Genomic DNA, 13,516 nt, shown 5'->3' with positions numbered 1-13,516 from the left:
CGTCGGGTTTATCGCCGGGTCAGCAACACCCCGGATTCCATATGGTGCGTCCATGGGAACTGGTCAAACAGCGCACAGCGGGTAATGCGGTGCGTGTCATGCAGTTGCGCGACGTTCGCCGCCAAGGTTTGCGGGTTGCAGGAGATGTACAGGATGTTGTCGAAGCGTCGGGTCAGTTCGCAGGTGTCCGGGTCCATGCCGGCGCGTGGCGGGTCGACGAATACGCTACCGAACTCGTAACTCTTCAGGTCGATGCCGTGCAAGCGCCGGAAGGGGCGCACGTCGTTGAGCGCTTCGGTGAGTTCTTCGGCGGAGAGGCGCACCAGGTTGACGTTACCCACCGCGTTTTCATCAAGGTTGCTCAAGGCTGCGTTGACCGAAGTCTTGCTGATTTCGGTGGCCAGCACTTTGCGTACGCGGGTCGCCAGCGGCAGGGTGAAGTTGCCGTTGCCGCAATACAGCTCCAGCAAGTCATCCGGGCGCTCGCCCAACGCTTCGTAGGCCCAGTTGAGCATCTTCTGGTTTACCGTGCCGTTGGGCTGGGTGAACGCGCCTTCAGGTTGGCGGTAGCTGAAGGTGCGCCCGCCAACCTCGAGTTTTTCCACCACGTAGTCGTGGCCGATCACATCGCGCTTGCCCTTGGAGCGGCCGATGATGCTCACGTTCAGGTCGGCCGCGAGTTTGTTCGCCGCCGTGTGCCAATGCTCATCCAGCGGGCGGTGATAGCACAGGGTGATCATTGCGTCGCCCGCCAGTGTGGTGAGGAACTCCACCTGGAACAGCTTGTGGCTCAGGGCGGCGCTGGCCTGCCAGGCGGCCTTGAGCTGCGGCATCAATTGGTTGATGCGCTGGCTGGCGATGGGGAACTCTTCGATCAGGATCGGCGTGCGCTTGTCGTCCTGGGAAAACATCGCGTAGTGGCGCTCGCCGGCTTCGCGCCACAGGCGGAACTCCGCCCGCAGGCGAAAGTGCTGCAGGGGCGAGTCGAATACCTGCGGTTCGGGCGCGTCGAACGGTGCCAGCAGGTCACGCAGGCGCGTGACCTTGTCTTGCAGTTGCGCGGTGTAGTGTGCGGCGTCAAAAGTCATGCGTTGAACCAGCCCAGCTTGATCACAAACAGAATCGACAGAATCACCAGCGCCGGGTTCAGCTCACGGTAGCGGCCCGAAAGCAGCTTGATGGCGGTCCAGGCGATGAAACCGAAGGCGATGCCGTTGGCGATGGAGTAAGTGAAGGGCATCGCCAGGGCGGTGATCACCACCGGCGCGGCCACAGTAATGTCATCCCAGTCGATTTCGGCCAGGCCCTGGGTCATCAGCACCGCCACGAACAGCAGCGCCGGCGCGGTGGCGAAGGCCGGTACGCTGGCGGCCAGCGGCGAGAAGAACAACGCCAGCAGGAACAGGATCGCGACCACGATGGCCGTCAGGCCGGTTCGGCCACCGGCACTCACGCCCGCGGCGGATTCGATGTAACTGGTGGTGGTCGAGGTGCCCAGCAGCGAGCCGGCCATGGCGGCGGTGCTGTCGGCGATCAGCGCACGGCCCATTTTCGGCATGTGGCCGTCCTTGCTCATCAGGCCGGCGCGCTTGGCGACGCCGATCAGGGTGCCGGAGTTGTCGAACAGATCGACGAACAGGAAGGCGAAGATCACGCTGACCAGGCCGATATCCAGCGCGCCCTTGATATCCAGCTGCAGGAAGGTCGGGGCCAGGGAGGGTGGCATCGAGGTCACGCCGCCGAACGGGGTCACGCCCAATACGATGGAGGCGATGGTGACCGCGAGAATACCGATCAACACCGCACCGCGCACGGCCAGGGCTTCCAGTGCGACGATCAGCACGAAACCGAGGGTGGCGAGGATGGGGGCGGCTTTTGTCAGGTCGCCCAGGCCAACCATGGTGGCCGGGTTGCTGACCACGATCTGCGCGTTGTGCAGTGCGATCAACGCGAGGAACAGGCCGATACCGGCGGCAATCGCCGAGCGCAGGGGCAGGGGGATGGCGTTGATGATCCACTCACGGATACGGAAGATCGACAGCAGGAAGAACAGCACCGCCGAAATAAAGACCGCCCCCAACGCCACCTGCCAGGTGTGGCCCATGTGCAGCACCACGGTGTAGGTAAAGAAGGCGTTGAGGCCCATGCCCGGCGCGAGCGCAATCGGGTAGTTGGCGATCAGGCCCATCACGGTGGAACCGATGGCGGCCGCCAGGCAAGTCGCGACGAACACCGCGCCCTTGTCCATGCCGGTTTCGCCGAGGATGCTCGGGTTCACGAACAGGATGTAGGCCATGGCCAGGAATGTCGTGATACCCGCGAGGATCTCGGTGCGCACGTTGGTGTTGTGTGCCTTGAGTTGAAACAGCTTTTCCAGCATGCCGGCTCCCTGTGACGCTATTTTGCGTCGTGATTTGTTGACCTCTAAGTCAAAGCACAAACTGCGCCAAGCGCCTGTGGTTTCAGAGAGGATCGGAAAAAGCGGCGCATCATACCAGCAGCCGAGGCTGTGTGGCGCATGGCCTTGAGGCATACTGCGCCGACGTTCAACAGCGGGTCATCGACAGCATGAAAAAAGCCAACGCGTGGAGTCTAGCCCTGATCCCTTGTCTCGGCCTGTGGCTGGGCGCGGCACCAGCGTGGAGCGCGACTGCACCGGCCTTGAGCGAGGTGCGCGTGTTCAAGGTCGAATCGGCGCGGTGCACGGAAACCATCCCGGAGCGCGCCGGCAGCACCCAGATGTGCACCCACCGTGGGCCTACCAAGGTGTCGGTGATGGAGGTGGGCCTGGGCAACAACCCGGTCGGCCTGTTCAACGGCGCGGTACTCAACGGCCAGCGCACGGCGGTGTGCCAGGTCGGTAACATCAGCCAGGCCTGCAATGGCGCGGGCACCTTGATGGGCTACATCTATGTGTTTGACCTGGACGTCGAGGCCCAGGGCTGGTTCGAATACAGCAACTCCTCGATCAACCCCCCGCGCAACACCCTGAAAACCCAGCTCAATATCCACTGATCAATCAGCTTGAACGCTCAAAACCCCGGGAAGTCGTACCCCTTGAGACGGCGGTTTCCCTGAACGCCGCGGACGTACACCAACCGTGAGGTGTTTATGAGCGCGACCCCCAATGGCGCGGCGGCCCAACCGTTCGTCGCCCACTCGATACGCTTGAGCTTGAATGGCCAGGATCGCCAATTGGACGTCCTGCCCTGGACCACCTTGCTCGACCTGCTGCGCGAACAACTCGACCTGGTCGGCAGTAAAAAGGGCTGCGATCACGGCCAATGTGGCGCCTGCACCGTGTTGCGCGACGGCAAGCGCATCAATGCCTGCCTGACCCTGGCGGTGATGTGCGATGGCGCCGAGCTGACCACCATCGAAGGCCTGGCCAACGGCGACCAACTGCACCCGATGCAGCAAGCCTTCATCAAGCATGACGCCTTCCAATGTGGCTACTGCACCCCCGGCCAGATCTGCTCCGCCGTCGGCCTGGCCAATGAAGGCCGTGCCCACGACACGGCGCAAATCCAGGAATTGATGAGTGGCAACCTGTGCCGCTGCGGCGCCTATTCCAATATCCGCGATGCCATTGAAGATGCCCTGGGAGGTGAGCGATGAATCCCTTCCATTACAGCAAGCCCGTTAATGTGCAGGAAGCTGTGCACCTGAGCAGCGGTGTGTCGCGCTTCATCGCCGGCGGCACCAACCTGCTGGACCTGATGAAAGAGAACATCAGCCACCCTGAGCACCTGATCGACATCACTGGCCTGCCGCTGCATGACATCCAGCAAACCGCCGACGGCGGCCTGCGCATCGGCGCGCTGGTGAGCAATGCCGACCTGGCCTGGCACCCCTTGATCGAACAGCGTTACCCCTTGCTGTCCCAGGCCATCCTGGCCGGGGCGTCGCCGCAACTGCGCAATATGGCCAGTACCGGTGGCAACCTGTTGCAACGCACCCGTTGCTATTACTTCTATGACGCCACGGTGCCCTGCAATAAGCGCGAGCCCGGCAGCGGCTGCCCGGCGCGCAGCGGTTTGAACCGCATCCATGCGATCCTCGGTGCCAGCGAGCAGTGTGTGGCCACTCACCCATCGGACATGTGCGTGGCCCTGGCGGCGCTGGAGGCGCGAGTGCATGTCGAAGGCCGCGCCGGCGCCAGGGTGATCGAGTTCGCCGACTTCCACCGCTTGCCCGGCGATGCACCGCAACGCGACAACCAATTGGCCGACGATGAACTGATCACCGCCATTGAACTGCCCGCCGATCAGTTGGCGCGGCACAGCCATTACCTCAAGGTCCGCGATCGCGCCTCCTATGCCTTCGCCTTGGTTTCCGTCGCCGCCGCGCTTGAACTGAACGGCGATGTGATCACCGATGCGCGCCTGGCCCTCGGCGGCGTGGCCCACAAACCCTGGCGTGACCGCGCAGTGGAAACCGCGTTGATCGGCCAGGCCGTCAGCCGCGAAACCTTCAGCAACGCCGCTGATGCCTTATTGCAAGACGCCGAGCCGCTGGAACACAACGGCTTCAAGATCAAGCTGGCGCGCCGCGCAATCATTCGCGCCTTGAGCGACGCCGCCGTCGCAGGAGAACAGCCATGAGTGCCATCGGCAAACCCCTGGACCGTGTCGACGGTGTGCTCAAGGTCACGGGCCAGGCGCGTTATGCAGCGGAATTTCCCGAAGACGGCCTGCTGCATGGCAGCGTGGTGTCCAGCAGCATTGCCAAAGGCCGGGTAACCCGTATCGATGCTTCAAAAGCCCTGGCACTGCCGGGTGTGGTGGACGTTATCCATCACCTCAACCGGCCGACAATCGCCAGCTACGACGACGCTTTTGCCGACGCCGATGCCGCCGATGGCTCGCCGTTTCGCCCGCTCTACAACGACCGCGTGCTCTACAGCGGGCAGCCGTTGGCCCTGGTGGTGGCAGACAACCTGGAACTGGCCCGGCATGCGGGCTCCCTGGTCGAAATCGAGTACGACCGCGACGCCTTCGAGACGGACCTGCTCACCCAGCAGGAGCGGGCCCACCCCTCACCGCAAACGCCGCCCGCGCCGCGCGGCAACTTCCAGGCCGAGTGGGCCGGCGCGGCCATCAGCCTCGATCTGCACTACAGCACGCCCATCGAACACCACAACCCCATGGAACCCCATGCCAGTACCGTGCTGTATCAGCCGGACGGCACGTTGCATATCCATGAAAAAACCCAGGGGCCGCAGAACTGCCAGGCCTATGTGCAAAAAGTCTTCGGCCTGGATAAAAGCCAGGTGCGCGTCTTCGCCGCGTTTGTCGGCGGTGCGTTCGGCTCGGGCCTGCGCCCGCAGTACCAACTGCCGCTGGCGGTGATGGCCGCGCTGGCGCTCAAGCGTTCGGTGCGTGTCACCCTCACGCGCCAGCAGATGTTCACCTTCGGCTACCGCCCACGCACCTTGCAGCGCCTGCAAATGGGCGCGGCGGCCAACGGTCGGTTGCTGGCGCTGGGGCACACGGCGATTGGCCAGACCTCGCGCTTCGAAGACTTCAGCGAGCACGTGGTGGAGTGGAGCGGCATGCTCTACCACTGCGACAACGTGCAACTGACCTACAAACTGGTGCCGCTGGACGTGTTCACGCCGCTGGACATGCGCGCACCCGGCGCCGCCCTGGGGTTGATCGGCCTGGAATGCGCCATGGATGAACTGGCCTGCGCCCTGGCCATCGACCCGGTGCAACTGCGGCTGATCAACTATGCAGAGCGCAACGGCAACGAAGACAAACCCTGGTCGAGCAAAGCCCTGCGCGAATGCTACCGCGAGGGCGCCGAGCGGTTCGGCTGGAAGCAGCGCAACCCGGAACCGCGCAGCATGCGCGATGGCCGCCAGTTGATCGGCTGGGGCATGGCCGGCGGCGTGTGGGAGGCCATGCAAATGAAGGCCAGCGCCAAGGCGCGTATCGACACTGAAGGCAAACTGACGGTCAGCAGCGCGACCACGGATATCGGCACCGGTACCTACACGGTGATGACCCAGATTGCGGCGCAAGCCAGCGGTGTGGCCATGGGTGATGTGAGCTTCCTGCTCGGCGATTCCTCACTGCCCACCGCGCCGCTGCAGGGCGGCTCGTTTACCGTGTCGTCGGTGGGCACCGCCGTGCAGCAAGCCTGCGAAGCGTTGACGGCCAAACTGCTGGGCATCGCTCGGCAGACGTACCCGGTATTTAAGGAGGCCGAATCTGTGCGCTTTGAAGACGGCCAACTGCATACCGGTGATGTGAGTGTGTCGCTGGCGCAACTGGTCAAGGACAGTGGTCAAGCGACGCTGGAGGCACAGGTGGACAGCCAGCCCGACAAAAAACGCGAGGGCTATGCCACCGCCACTCATTCGGCGGTTTTTGTGGAAGTTCGCGTCGACGAAGACCTGGGCACTATCAAGGTCAGCCGGGTGGTCAGCGCGATTGCCGCCGGGCGGGTGGTCAATCCGAAAATGGCGCGCAGCCAGATCCTCGGCGGCGTGGTGTGGGGCATCGGCATGGCGTTGCATGAAGAAACCCAGGTCGACCACCGTTTGGGGCGCTACATGAACCACAGCCTGGCCGAGTATCACATCCCGGTGAATGCCGATATCGGCGAGATTGACGTGGTGTTTGTTCAAGAGCACGACGAGATCGTCAACGCCCTGGGGTCCAAGGGCGTGGGGGAGATCGGCATTGTCGGCGTGGCGGCGGCGGTGGCGAATGCGATCTACCACGCCACCGGCAAGCGGGTGCGGGAGTTTCCGATCACGTTGGATAAGGTGCTCTGAAAACACCGCACAACCCTTGTGGGAGGGGGCTTATTACCCAATAAGGTCGCGTGGTGACGCTCAGACTTTGGCTTCTTCCACCGGCACATGCATCCGGTCCCGATTCGCCAGCGTCGGAAACAGTTTGATCCACACCCCGGTCACCACCAGCGTACCGATGCCGCCCATCACCACCGCCGGCACGGTGCCGAACCAGTGCGCGGTGATGCCGGATTCGAACTCGCCCAATTGATTGGAGGCGCCGATAAACAGGCCGTTGACCGCACTGACCCGCCCGCGCATTTCGTCCGGTGTTTCCAGTTGCACGAACGACGCACGGATAACCATGCTGATCATGTCCGCCGCGCCCAGCACCACCAGCACCGCGAGGGAAAACCAGAACGAGGTGGACAGGCCGAAGGCAATGGTCGCCACGCCGAACACGCCGACGGCGGTGAACATCACGCGGCCCACCTGGCGGTCGACCGAGAAGCGCGCCAGCCACAATGACATCAACAACGCGCCCACCGCCGGTGCCGAACGCAACAGGCCCAGGCCCCAGGCGCCGGTCAGCAGGATGTCTTTGGCGAACACCGGCAGCAGCGCGGTGGCGCCGCCCAGCAGCACGGCGAACAGGTCGAGGGAAATCGCCCCGAGGATGTCGGGGCGGCTGCGGATAAAACGGATGCCGGCCAGCAGCGAATCCAGGGTCGCCTTGCCTTTGTTCAGCGGGGTCTGGCGGGCGGGCAGGTTGAGGGTCAGCAGGCAGGCGATGAGGTACAGCGCCACCGTGGGGCCATACACCCAGACGCTGCCGAACGCATAAAGCAAACCGCCGAGGGCCGGGGCCACGATGGTTGCCAGTTGCTGGGCTGATTGCGACGAAGCCACGGCCCTGGGGAACAGCGCGCTGGGCACAATGCTCGGCAGCAGCGCCTGGGTGGTGGGCATTTCGAACGAGCGTGCGGCGCCGAGCACGAAGGCCAGGATAAAAATCATCTCGCGGGTCACATTGCCGGTCAGGCCGCCGATGGCCAGGGACAGCGCGATCAACGCCTGCACGGTCTGGCAGATGGCCGCGACTTTGCGTCGCTCATAGCGATCGGCCACATGCCCGGTGTGCAGCATGAACAACACGCGGGGCACAAATTCCACCAGGCCGACCAAGCCTAGGTCCAGCACGTTGCCGGTCAGTTGGTAAAGGTTCCAGCCGATGGCCACGGTTAGCATCTGGAAGCCGCTGGCGGTGAAGATCCGCGCCAGCCAGAACGCGATGAAAGGGCGGTGGTGACGCAACAGCAACGCGGGTTCACTAGGCATCGGGAGTTCAGGTCAAGGCGGGAGGGAATGGCCAGATTAGCATCAAGCTGTAACAAATAGTTGCAAAGACTGATTCGATGAAAGCCCCCATGAGGCAAGCTGTCACGCGGCAAAAGACCACATAACTGCACACACAAAATGGGACTACTCTTTGAGCAATGCTTGATCCAGATCAAAACCTTCAGAGGAACTGATCGGGCGGCCGCAAGGCCAGAATCCCTACGTGGCTGGTTTAAAAAAGAAACGAATTGAAATTCGCCACACTCCATATCCGTGGGGGCAGTGGGTGCAGGCTCCCGCCAGCAGCCGGTATTACCTGACAGAGGAAAACTTATGTTCGGTTTGGAGGCGCTAGATCTCGCCCGAATTCAATTTGCGTTCACCATCTCGTTTCACATCCTGTTCCCGGCGATCACTATCGGCCTGGCCAGTTACCTCGCGGTGCTGGAAGGGTTGTGGCTCAAGACCCGCAACGACACCTACCGTGACCTCTACCATTTCTGGTCGAAGATATTTGCCGTCAACTTTGGCATGGGCGTGGTCTCGGGCCTGGTCATGGCCTATCAGTTCGGCACCAACTGGAGTCGCTTCTCGGACTTTGCCGGCGCTGTCACGGGGCCACTACTTACCTATGAAGTGCTGACGGCCTTCTTCCTCGAGGCCGGTTTCCTTGGCGTGATGCTGTTCGGCTGGAACAAGGTGGGGCGCAAGCTGCACTTCTTCTCCACTGTGATGGTGGCTGTCGGTACGTTGATTTCCACGTTCTGGATCCTCGCGTCCAACAGCTGGATGCAGACGCCGCAAGGTTTCGAAATCATCGACGGCCGGGTGATTCCTACCGATTGGCTGGCGGTGATCTTCAACCCGTCGTTCCCCTACCGCCTGATGCACATGGCCACGGCCGCTTTTGTGGCCACCGCGTTCTTTGTCGGTTCCTCGGCGGCCTGGCACTTGCTGCGCGGCAAGGACAACCCGGCGATCCGCAAAATGCTCTCGATGGCGATGTGGATGGCCCTGATCGTGGCGCCTATCCAGGCCGTGATCGGTGACTTCCACGGCCTCAATACCCTTGAGCACCAGCCGGCGAAAATCGCGGCGATTGAAGGTCACTGGGAAAACAAAGGCAATGAGCCCACGCCGCTGATCCTGTTCGGCTGGCCGGACATGCAGGCCGAAAAAACCAAATACGCGGTGGAAATCCCGTACCTGGGCAGCCTGATCCTGACCCACTCGCTGGACAAACAGGTGCCGGCGCTCAAGGAGTTCCCGCCTGAGGATCGCCCGAATTCGACCGTTGTGTTCTGGTCGTTCCGGGTCATGGTCGGCCTGGGCTTGCTGATGATCTTCACCGGGCTGTTCAGCTTGTGGCTGCGTCGGGGCGACAAGATGTACACGTCCAAACCGTTCCTGTACCTGGCGTTGTGGATGGGGCCGTCCGGCCTGATCGCGATTCTTGCCGGTTGGTTCACCACCGAAATCGGCCGCCAGCCGTGGGTGGTCTACGGGCTGATGCGCACAGCGGATGCGTCCTCCGGGCATAGCCTGGCGCAGATGACCATCACCCTGGTGTTGTTCGTGGTGGTGTACTTCGCGCTGTTCGGCGCCGGCTTGGGCTACATGATGCGCCTGGTGCGCAAAGGCCCGGTGATTCACGAAGGCAGCGAGTCGACCCACGGTGGCCCTGGCCAGAAACGCACACCGGCGCGTCCGTTGTCGGCTGCCGACGATGGCACCGACCAAGACCACGACCACATCCAGCACAAGGGGCATTGAGATGGGTATTGATCTTCCGCTGATCTGGGCTGTGATCATCATCTTCGGGATCATGATGTACGTGGTCATGGACGGCTTCGACCTGGGCATCGGCATCCTGTTTCCATTCGTGAAGGGCAAGACCGACCGCGACGTGATGATGAACACCGTGGCGCCCGTATGGGACGGCAACGAAACCTGGCTGGTATTGGGCGGCGCGGGGTTGTTCGGCGCGTTCCCGCTGGCCTACTCGGTGGTGTTGTCGGCGCTGTACCTGCCGTTGATCCTGATGTTGATCGGGCTGATCTTCCGGGGTGTGGCGTTCGAGTTCCGCTTCAAGGCCAAGGACCACAAGCGGCACCTGTGGGACAAGGCGTTTATCGGCGGCTCGATTGCCGCCACCTTCTTCCAGGGCGTGGCGCTGGGGGCGTTCATTGACGGCTTCCCGGTGGTCAACCGGCAGTTCGCCGGCGGCTCGCTGGACTGGTTCACACCGTTCACGATGTTCTGCGGCGTGGCGCTGATCGTGGCGTATGCCTTGCTCGGCTGCACCTGGCTGATCATGAAGACCGAAGGCAAGTTGCAAGAGCAGATGCACAACCTGGCGCGGCCGTTGGCCTTCGTGGTGTTGGCGGTGATCGGCATCGTCAGTATCTGGACCCCGTTGTCGCACCCGGAAATCGCTTCGCGCTGGTTCACCCTGCCGAACCTGTTCTGGTTCCTGCCGGTGCCGCTCCTGGTGCTGGTGACCATGTACGGGCTGGTTCGCGCCGTGGCGCGCAATGCGCACTACACGCCGTTCCTGCTGACGCTGGTGCTGATCTTCCTCGGCTACAGCGGGCTGGGCATCAGCCTGTGGCCGAACATCATTCCGCCTTCAGTGTCGATCTGGGACGCCGCCGCGCCGCCGCAAAGCCAGGGCTTCATGCTGGTGGGCACCTTGTTCATCATCCCGTTCATCCTGGGCTACACCTTCTGGAGCTACTACGTGTTCCGCGGCAAGGTCACCCATGAAGACGGTTATCACTAGGAGGGTCGTCGCATGTCCGGCAAACCTACGTTGCACGATATCGAACAGGCCGAGAAACAGCCGTTGTGGCGGCGCCTTGGGTGGCTCGCGATGATCTGGACCGGCAGTGTGCTGGCCCTGTTTATGGTCGCCAGCCTGATGCGCATGTTTATGAATGCGGCCGGCCTGACCACGCATTGACATCCCGATCCGGGCCTCGCGGCCCGGTTTTCCAACCCTGCCGTTCGCGAGATCGGCAGGGTTTTTTTATTTGCGTGCCTTGAGGATGACGAATTTCGGCGTCGCGGCCACCTGCTCGACACCCCGGAACAGGCGCGCCAGCTTGCTGTGATAACCCAGGTGACGGTTGCCGACGATATACAGCGCGCCTCCGACCACCAGCGCTTCGCGGGCTTGCTGGAACATGCGCCAGGCAAGGAAGTCACCCACTACCTGCTGCTGGTGGAACGGTGGGTTGCACAGCACCACGTCCAGGGACTGCGGTTCCTGGCCGGCCAGGCCATCGCCGGCGCGGACCGTCACCGCGCGGTCGCCCAGCGCGGCCTGCCAGTTCTCGGCGGCGGACTGCACGGCCATATACGACTCGTCCAGCAAGGTGTACTGCGCGTCGGGGTTGTACAGCGCGCTGGCAATCGCCAACACGCCGTTGCCGCAGCCCAGGTCCGCCACGCGCGCGTTGCCCAGGCCCTTGGGCAGGTGCGGCAGGAATGCGCGGGTGCCGATGTCCAGGCCTTCGCGGCAGAACACGTTGGCGTGGTTGAGCAGTTCGATGGCGGGGGTTTCCAGGGTATAGCGCGTCGGGTAGGGCGAGACCGCCGCCGGCCGATCCGCAAGGGTCGCGATCAGCAGTCGTGCTTTCTTCACGGCCAATGAAGCATGCATCGGCCCGATATAGCGCTCCAGCAATTCACCGGCCGCCCGTGGCAGATGCTTGACCATTGCCCCGGCAATCACTTCGGCGCCCGGTGCCAGTTGGCCTTGCAGGCGGATCAGTTGCTCCTCCAACAACGCCAGGGTCTTGGGCACGCGGACCAGCACGCGGTCGAAAGGGCCGGTGGGGGTTTGGCTGGCAGGTACGAACGTCACGGCATCAAACGTCTTGCCGTTGCGTACCAGGTTTTTCTCCAGCCCTTGCGCGGCGAGGAATGAGTCGCCACTGGACGTCACCTGCACCCGGCCTGCCAGGCTGGCGGCCAGGGCGCCGAAGCTGTCGTTGAGCACCAGCACGCGGGTTGCCGCATCAGGCTGTTGTTCGGCCAAGTGGCTGAGCAAGTACTCATCGGCGGCATCGAAGGCTTGCAGCGGATCGTTATGCTGTTCGGGCTGGCGGATCAGATCGAGCTGGGCGAAGGGGCTTTCGAGCAGGGGCATGGCGGGGGAAACTCTGGGTAATCGAACCATCCGGGGGAACGGCGGCGCGAGATTGCTAACTGCGTCATCACCCGGAACTGGTCGAGAATGTTACGTTTTTTCCGCAAGGATTACATGAGGTCGTTAAAGAAACCGGCTTTGGCGGCCTTCATGATGGCTGCGATTTTATTATTGACCCCCAGTTTTCTCATTGAACTGCAGTTATGAAAGCCGACGGTACGTTCAGACAGGCACAGAATCTTGGCGATCTCACCTGCAGTCTTGCCCAGGGCTGACCAGCGCAGAACTTCCAGCTCGCGCGGCGTCAAGTTGTTACAGGGCACGGCATCCGGTTCGTTCGCGTACTTGTGCGACACAACGGTATGCATGGCGTGGCAGAGCCACAGGGCATTGCCGGCTTTTTCGTAAAGCTCCTCCGGGGTGATCTCACGTTTACTTCGGCCCAGCGTCAGCATACTGAACACGCCCCTTGGCCCGTGCAGCGGTTGGGTCCACCCCAAGTGCACACCATGGGTCTTGGCCAATGCCCACAGATTAGGAGCGCCGTTGAAAGAGGTTTCGTGCCAGACGAAAGGCAGTACGGAGCGCTGGCAGTGGGCTACAACCGGGTCGTCGTCAGAGAAGGCTGCTTGTTTATAAAGGTGGTTCCACTCATCTGGATAGTTGTTTTTTTCAAACAGATTTTTTGGGTGCGTAAGTTGATGGGTACTCATCTTAAAGGAACAGAATTGGAAGCCGAGCGCGAATGTCTCGTTGATAACCATTTCAAAAACATCGGTGATCTGGTCTTCCTCTTCCTGTCTTGGGAGCCGTGTGTTGCGCCAGTTGACCATCTATAACTCTCCATGAATGTCTGTGTGACTTGGGTACGTCCTGAATCCCAACGAAGCACGGAAATGATTGTAGGATAACGGCTACTTGTTGGTGGGAAAAAAGTTTATCTCCCCGCAGTATTTAAAAAATCTGATTTTGTACAAGGTGTTTTGTTTTGTATAAGAGGGTTTAGGCATCAGTAAAAATTTTATTTAATTTAAGGCGTTGTAAGTGATGCCAAATTGATAGCTAGTTAAAGCATTTACGTCATCTGGCGGTATAGGCCGGCCCATTAATAGCGAAATGATTAGTTGATTTTAAACAAGGTTTTTGCGGTGAATTCCCGCAAAAAAATAAAGGTTTTTACAACGTATCAGCGCGTAAAAGATGCGGGGCCGCAATACCGCACAAATCACCGGTGTTAGCCGGTGCGACTTTGAGGGACACTAGGGCTCTGTGCAAAACGG

The 13,516-nt window shown here is 61.6% G+C and carries 12 protein-coding genes; 7 read left to right on the top strand and 5 right to left on the bottom strand.

Annotated features, from left to right (window positions below; all coding sequences use genetic code 11):
* Window positions 1–8: 8 nt before the first annotated feature.
* Complete coding sequence (trmA, locus tag KSS96_RS24755) at window positions 9–1,088, bottom strand: tRNA (uridine(54)-C5)-methyltransferase TrmA (RefSeq protein ID WP_065876757.1); 1,080 nt, start codon at window positions 1,086–1,088, stop codon at window positions 9–11.
* Window positions 1,085–2,380: an NCS2 family permease gene (locus KSS96_RS24750; protein WP_017528884.1), complete on the bottom strand. Its 1,296-nt coding sequence runs from the start codon at window positions 2,378–2,380 to the stop codon at window positions 1,085–1,087. The genes trmA and KSS96_RS24750 overlap by 4 nt, the downstream gene beginning before the upstream one ends.
* 188 nt (window positions 2,381–2,568) lie before the next feature.
* Between KSS96_RS24750 and KSS96_RS24745 the strand changes: the two genes are divergently transcribed.
* From KSS96_RS24745 to KSS96_RS24730, 4 genes are all read left to right on the top strand, one after another.
* Entirely contained in the window at window positions 2,569–3,015 is a 447-nt protein-coding gene (locus tag KSS96_RS24745) for a DUF4879 domain-containing protein (protein WP_116079184.1), read from the top strand.
* A gap of 96 nt (window positions 3,016–3,111) precedes the next feature.
* Complete coding sequence (locus KSS96_RS24740; RefSeq protein WP_017528882.1) at window positions 3,112–3,618, top strand: (2Fe-2S)-binding protein; 507 nt, start codon at window positions 3,112–3,114, stop codon at window positions 3,616–3,618.
* Window positions 3,615–4,604 carry an FAD binding domain-containing protein gene (locus tag KSS96_RS24735; RefSeq protein ID WP_068935223.1) on the top strand — a complete coding sequence of 330 codons (990 nt, stop codon included), beginning with the start codon at window positions 3,615–3,617 and terminating at the stop codon, window positions 4,602–4,604. Before KSS96_RS24740 ends, KSS96_RS24735 begins: the two co-directional genes overlap by 4 nt.
* Entirely contained in the window at window positions 4,601–6,784 is a 2,184-nt protein-coding gene (locus KSS96_RS24730) for a xanthine dehydrogenase family protein molybdopterin-binding subunit (RefSeq protein WP_065876758.1), read from the top strand. Before KSS96_RS24735 ends, KSS96_RS24730 begins: the two co-directional genes overlap by 4 nt.
* Before the next feature lie 60 nt (window positions 6,785–6,844).
* On the opposite strand, the gene KSS96_RS24725 is transcribed toward KSS96_RS24730, so the two are convergent.
* Window positions 6,845–8,083 carry an MFS transporter gene (locus KSS96_RS24725; protein ID WP_017528879.1) on the bottom strand — a complete coding sequence of 413 codons (1,239 nt, stop codon included), beginning with the start codon at window positions 8,081–8,083 and terminating at the stop codon, window positions 6,845–6,847.
* A gap of 333 nt (window positions 8,084–8,416) precedes the next feature.
* Between KSS96_RS24725 and KSS96_RS24720 the strand changes: the two genes are divergently transcribed.
* Genes KSS96_RS24720 through KSS96_RS24710 form a run of 3 tightly spaced genes read left to right on the top strand, consistent with a single transcriptional unit; the run spans window position 8,417 to window position 11,045 of the window.
* The gene (locus KSS96_RS24720) at window positions 8,417–9,856 is read left to right on the top strand and encodes a cytochrome ubiquinol oxidase subunit I (protein WP_065876759.1); all 1,440 of its coding nucleotides are present in this window, start codon (window positions 8,417–8,419) and stop codon (window positions 9,854–9,856) included.
* Between the two features lies 1 nt (window position 9,857).
* Window positions 9,858–10,865, top strand: a complete 1,008-nt coding sequence (gene cydB, locus KSS96_RS24715) for a cytochrome d ubiquinol oxidase subunit II (RefSeq protein WP_017528877.1) — start codon at window positions 9,858–9,860, stop codon at window positions 10,863–10,865.
* 12 nt (window positions 10,866–10,877) lie between these two features.
* Window positions 10,878–11,045, top strand: a complete 168-nt coding sequence (locus tag KSS96_RS24710) for a DUF2474 domain-containing protein (protein WP_017528876.1) — start codon at window positions 10,878–10,880, stop codon at window positions 11,043–11,045.
* Between the two features lie 66 nt (window positions 11,046–11,111).
* On the opposite strand, the gene KSS96_RS24705 is transcribed toward KSS96_RS24710, so the two are convergent.
* Together KSS96_RS24705 and KSS96_RS24700 are read right to left on the bottom strand one after the other, a co-directional pair.
* Window positions 11,112–12,236 (bottom strand): methyltransferase, encoded by a 1,125-nt coding sequence (locus KSS96_RS24705; RefSeq protein WP_017528875.1) that lies wholly within the window; start codon window positions 12,234–12,236, stop codon window positions 11,112–11,114.
* A gap of 110 nt (window positions 12,237–12,346) precedes the next feature.
* Window positions 12,347–13,069 carry a LuxR family transcriptional regulator gene (locus KSS96_RS24700; RefSeq protein WP_068935219.1) on the bottom strand — a complete coding sequence of 241 codons (723 nt, stop codon included), beginning with the start codon at window positions 13,067–13,069 and terminating at the stop codon, window positions 12,347–12,349.
* Between the last annotated feature and the right edge of the window lie 447 nt (window positions 13,070–13,516).

The organism is Pseudomonas asgharzadehiana (assembly GCF_019139815.1).
GTDB lineage: Bacteria > Pseudomonadota > Gammaproteobacteria > Pseudomonadales > Pseudomonadaceae > Aquipseudomonas > Aquipseudomonas asgharzadehiana.
Note: the sequence above shows the minus strand (reverse complement) of the source record. Positions and strands in the feature narration are given on the sequence as shown.

Bases quoted from the DNA above. Each gene is read 5' to 3' on its own strand.
- KSS96_RS24730 (WP_065876758.1), top strand. From the start codon at position 4,601: ATGAGTGCCATCGGCAAACCCCTGGACCGTGTCGACGGTGTGCTCAAG.
- KSS96_RS24740 (WP_017528882.1), top strand. From the start codon at position 3,112: ATGAGCGCGACCCCCAATGGCGCGGCGGCCCAACCGTTCGTCGCCCAC.
- KSS96_RS24735 (WP_068935223.1), top strand. From the start codon at position 3,615: ATGAATCCCTTCCATTACAGCAAGCCCGTTAATGTGCAGGAAGCTGTG.
- KSS96_RS24725 (WP_017528879.1), bottom strand. From the start codon at position 8,083: ATGCCTAGTGAACCCGCGTTGCTGTTGCGTCACCACCGCCCTTTCATC.
- KSS96_RS24720 (WP_065876759.1), top strand. From the start codon at position 8,417: ATGTTCGGTTTGGAGGCGCTAGATCTCGCCCGAATTCAATTTGCGTTC.
- KSS96_RS24710 (WP_017528876.1), top strand. From the start codon at position 10,878: ATGTCCGGCAAACCTACGTTGCACGATATCGAACAGGCCGAGAAACAG.
- trmA (WP_065876757.1), bottom strand. From the start codon at position 1,088: ATGACTTTTGACGCCGCACACTACACCGCGCAACTGCAAGACAAGGTC.
- cydB (WP_017528877.1), top strand. From the start codon at position 9,858: ATGGGTATTGATCTTCCGCTGATCTGGGCTGTGATCATCATCTTCGGG.
- KSS96_RS24745 (WP_116079184.1), top strand. From the start codon at position 2,569: ATGAAAAAAGCCAACGCGTGGAGTCTAGCCCTGATCCCTTGTCTCGGC.
- KSS96_RS24700 (WP_068935219.1), bottom strand. From the start codon at position 13,069: ATGGTCAACTGGCGCAACACACGGCTCCCAAGACAGGAAGAGGAAGAC.
- KSS96_RS24705 (WP_017528875.1), bottom strand. From the start codon at position 12,236: ATGCCCCTGCTCGAAAGCCCCTTCGCCCAGCTCGATCTGATCCGCCAG.
- KSS96_RS24750 (WP_017528884.1), bottom strand. From the start codon at position 2,380: ATGCTGGAAAAGCTGTTTCAACTCAAGGCACACAACACCAACGTGCGC.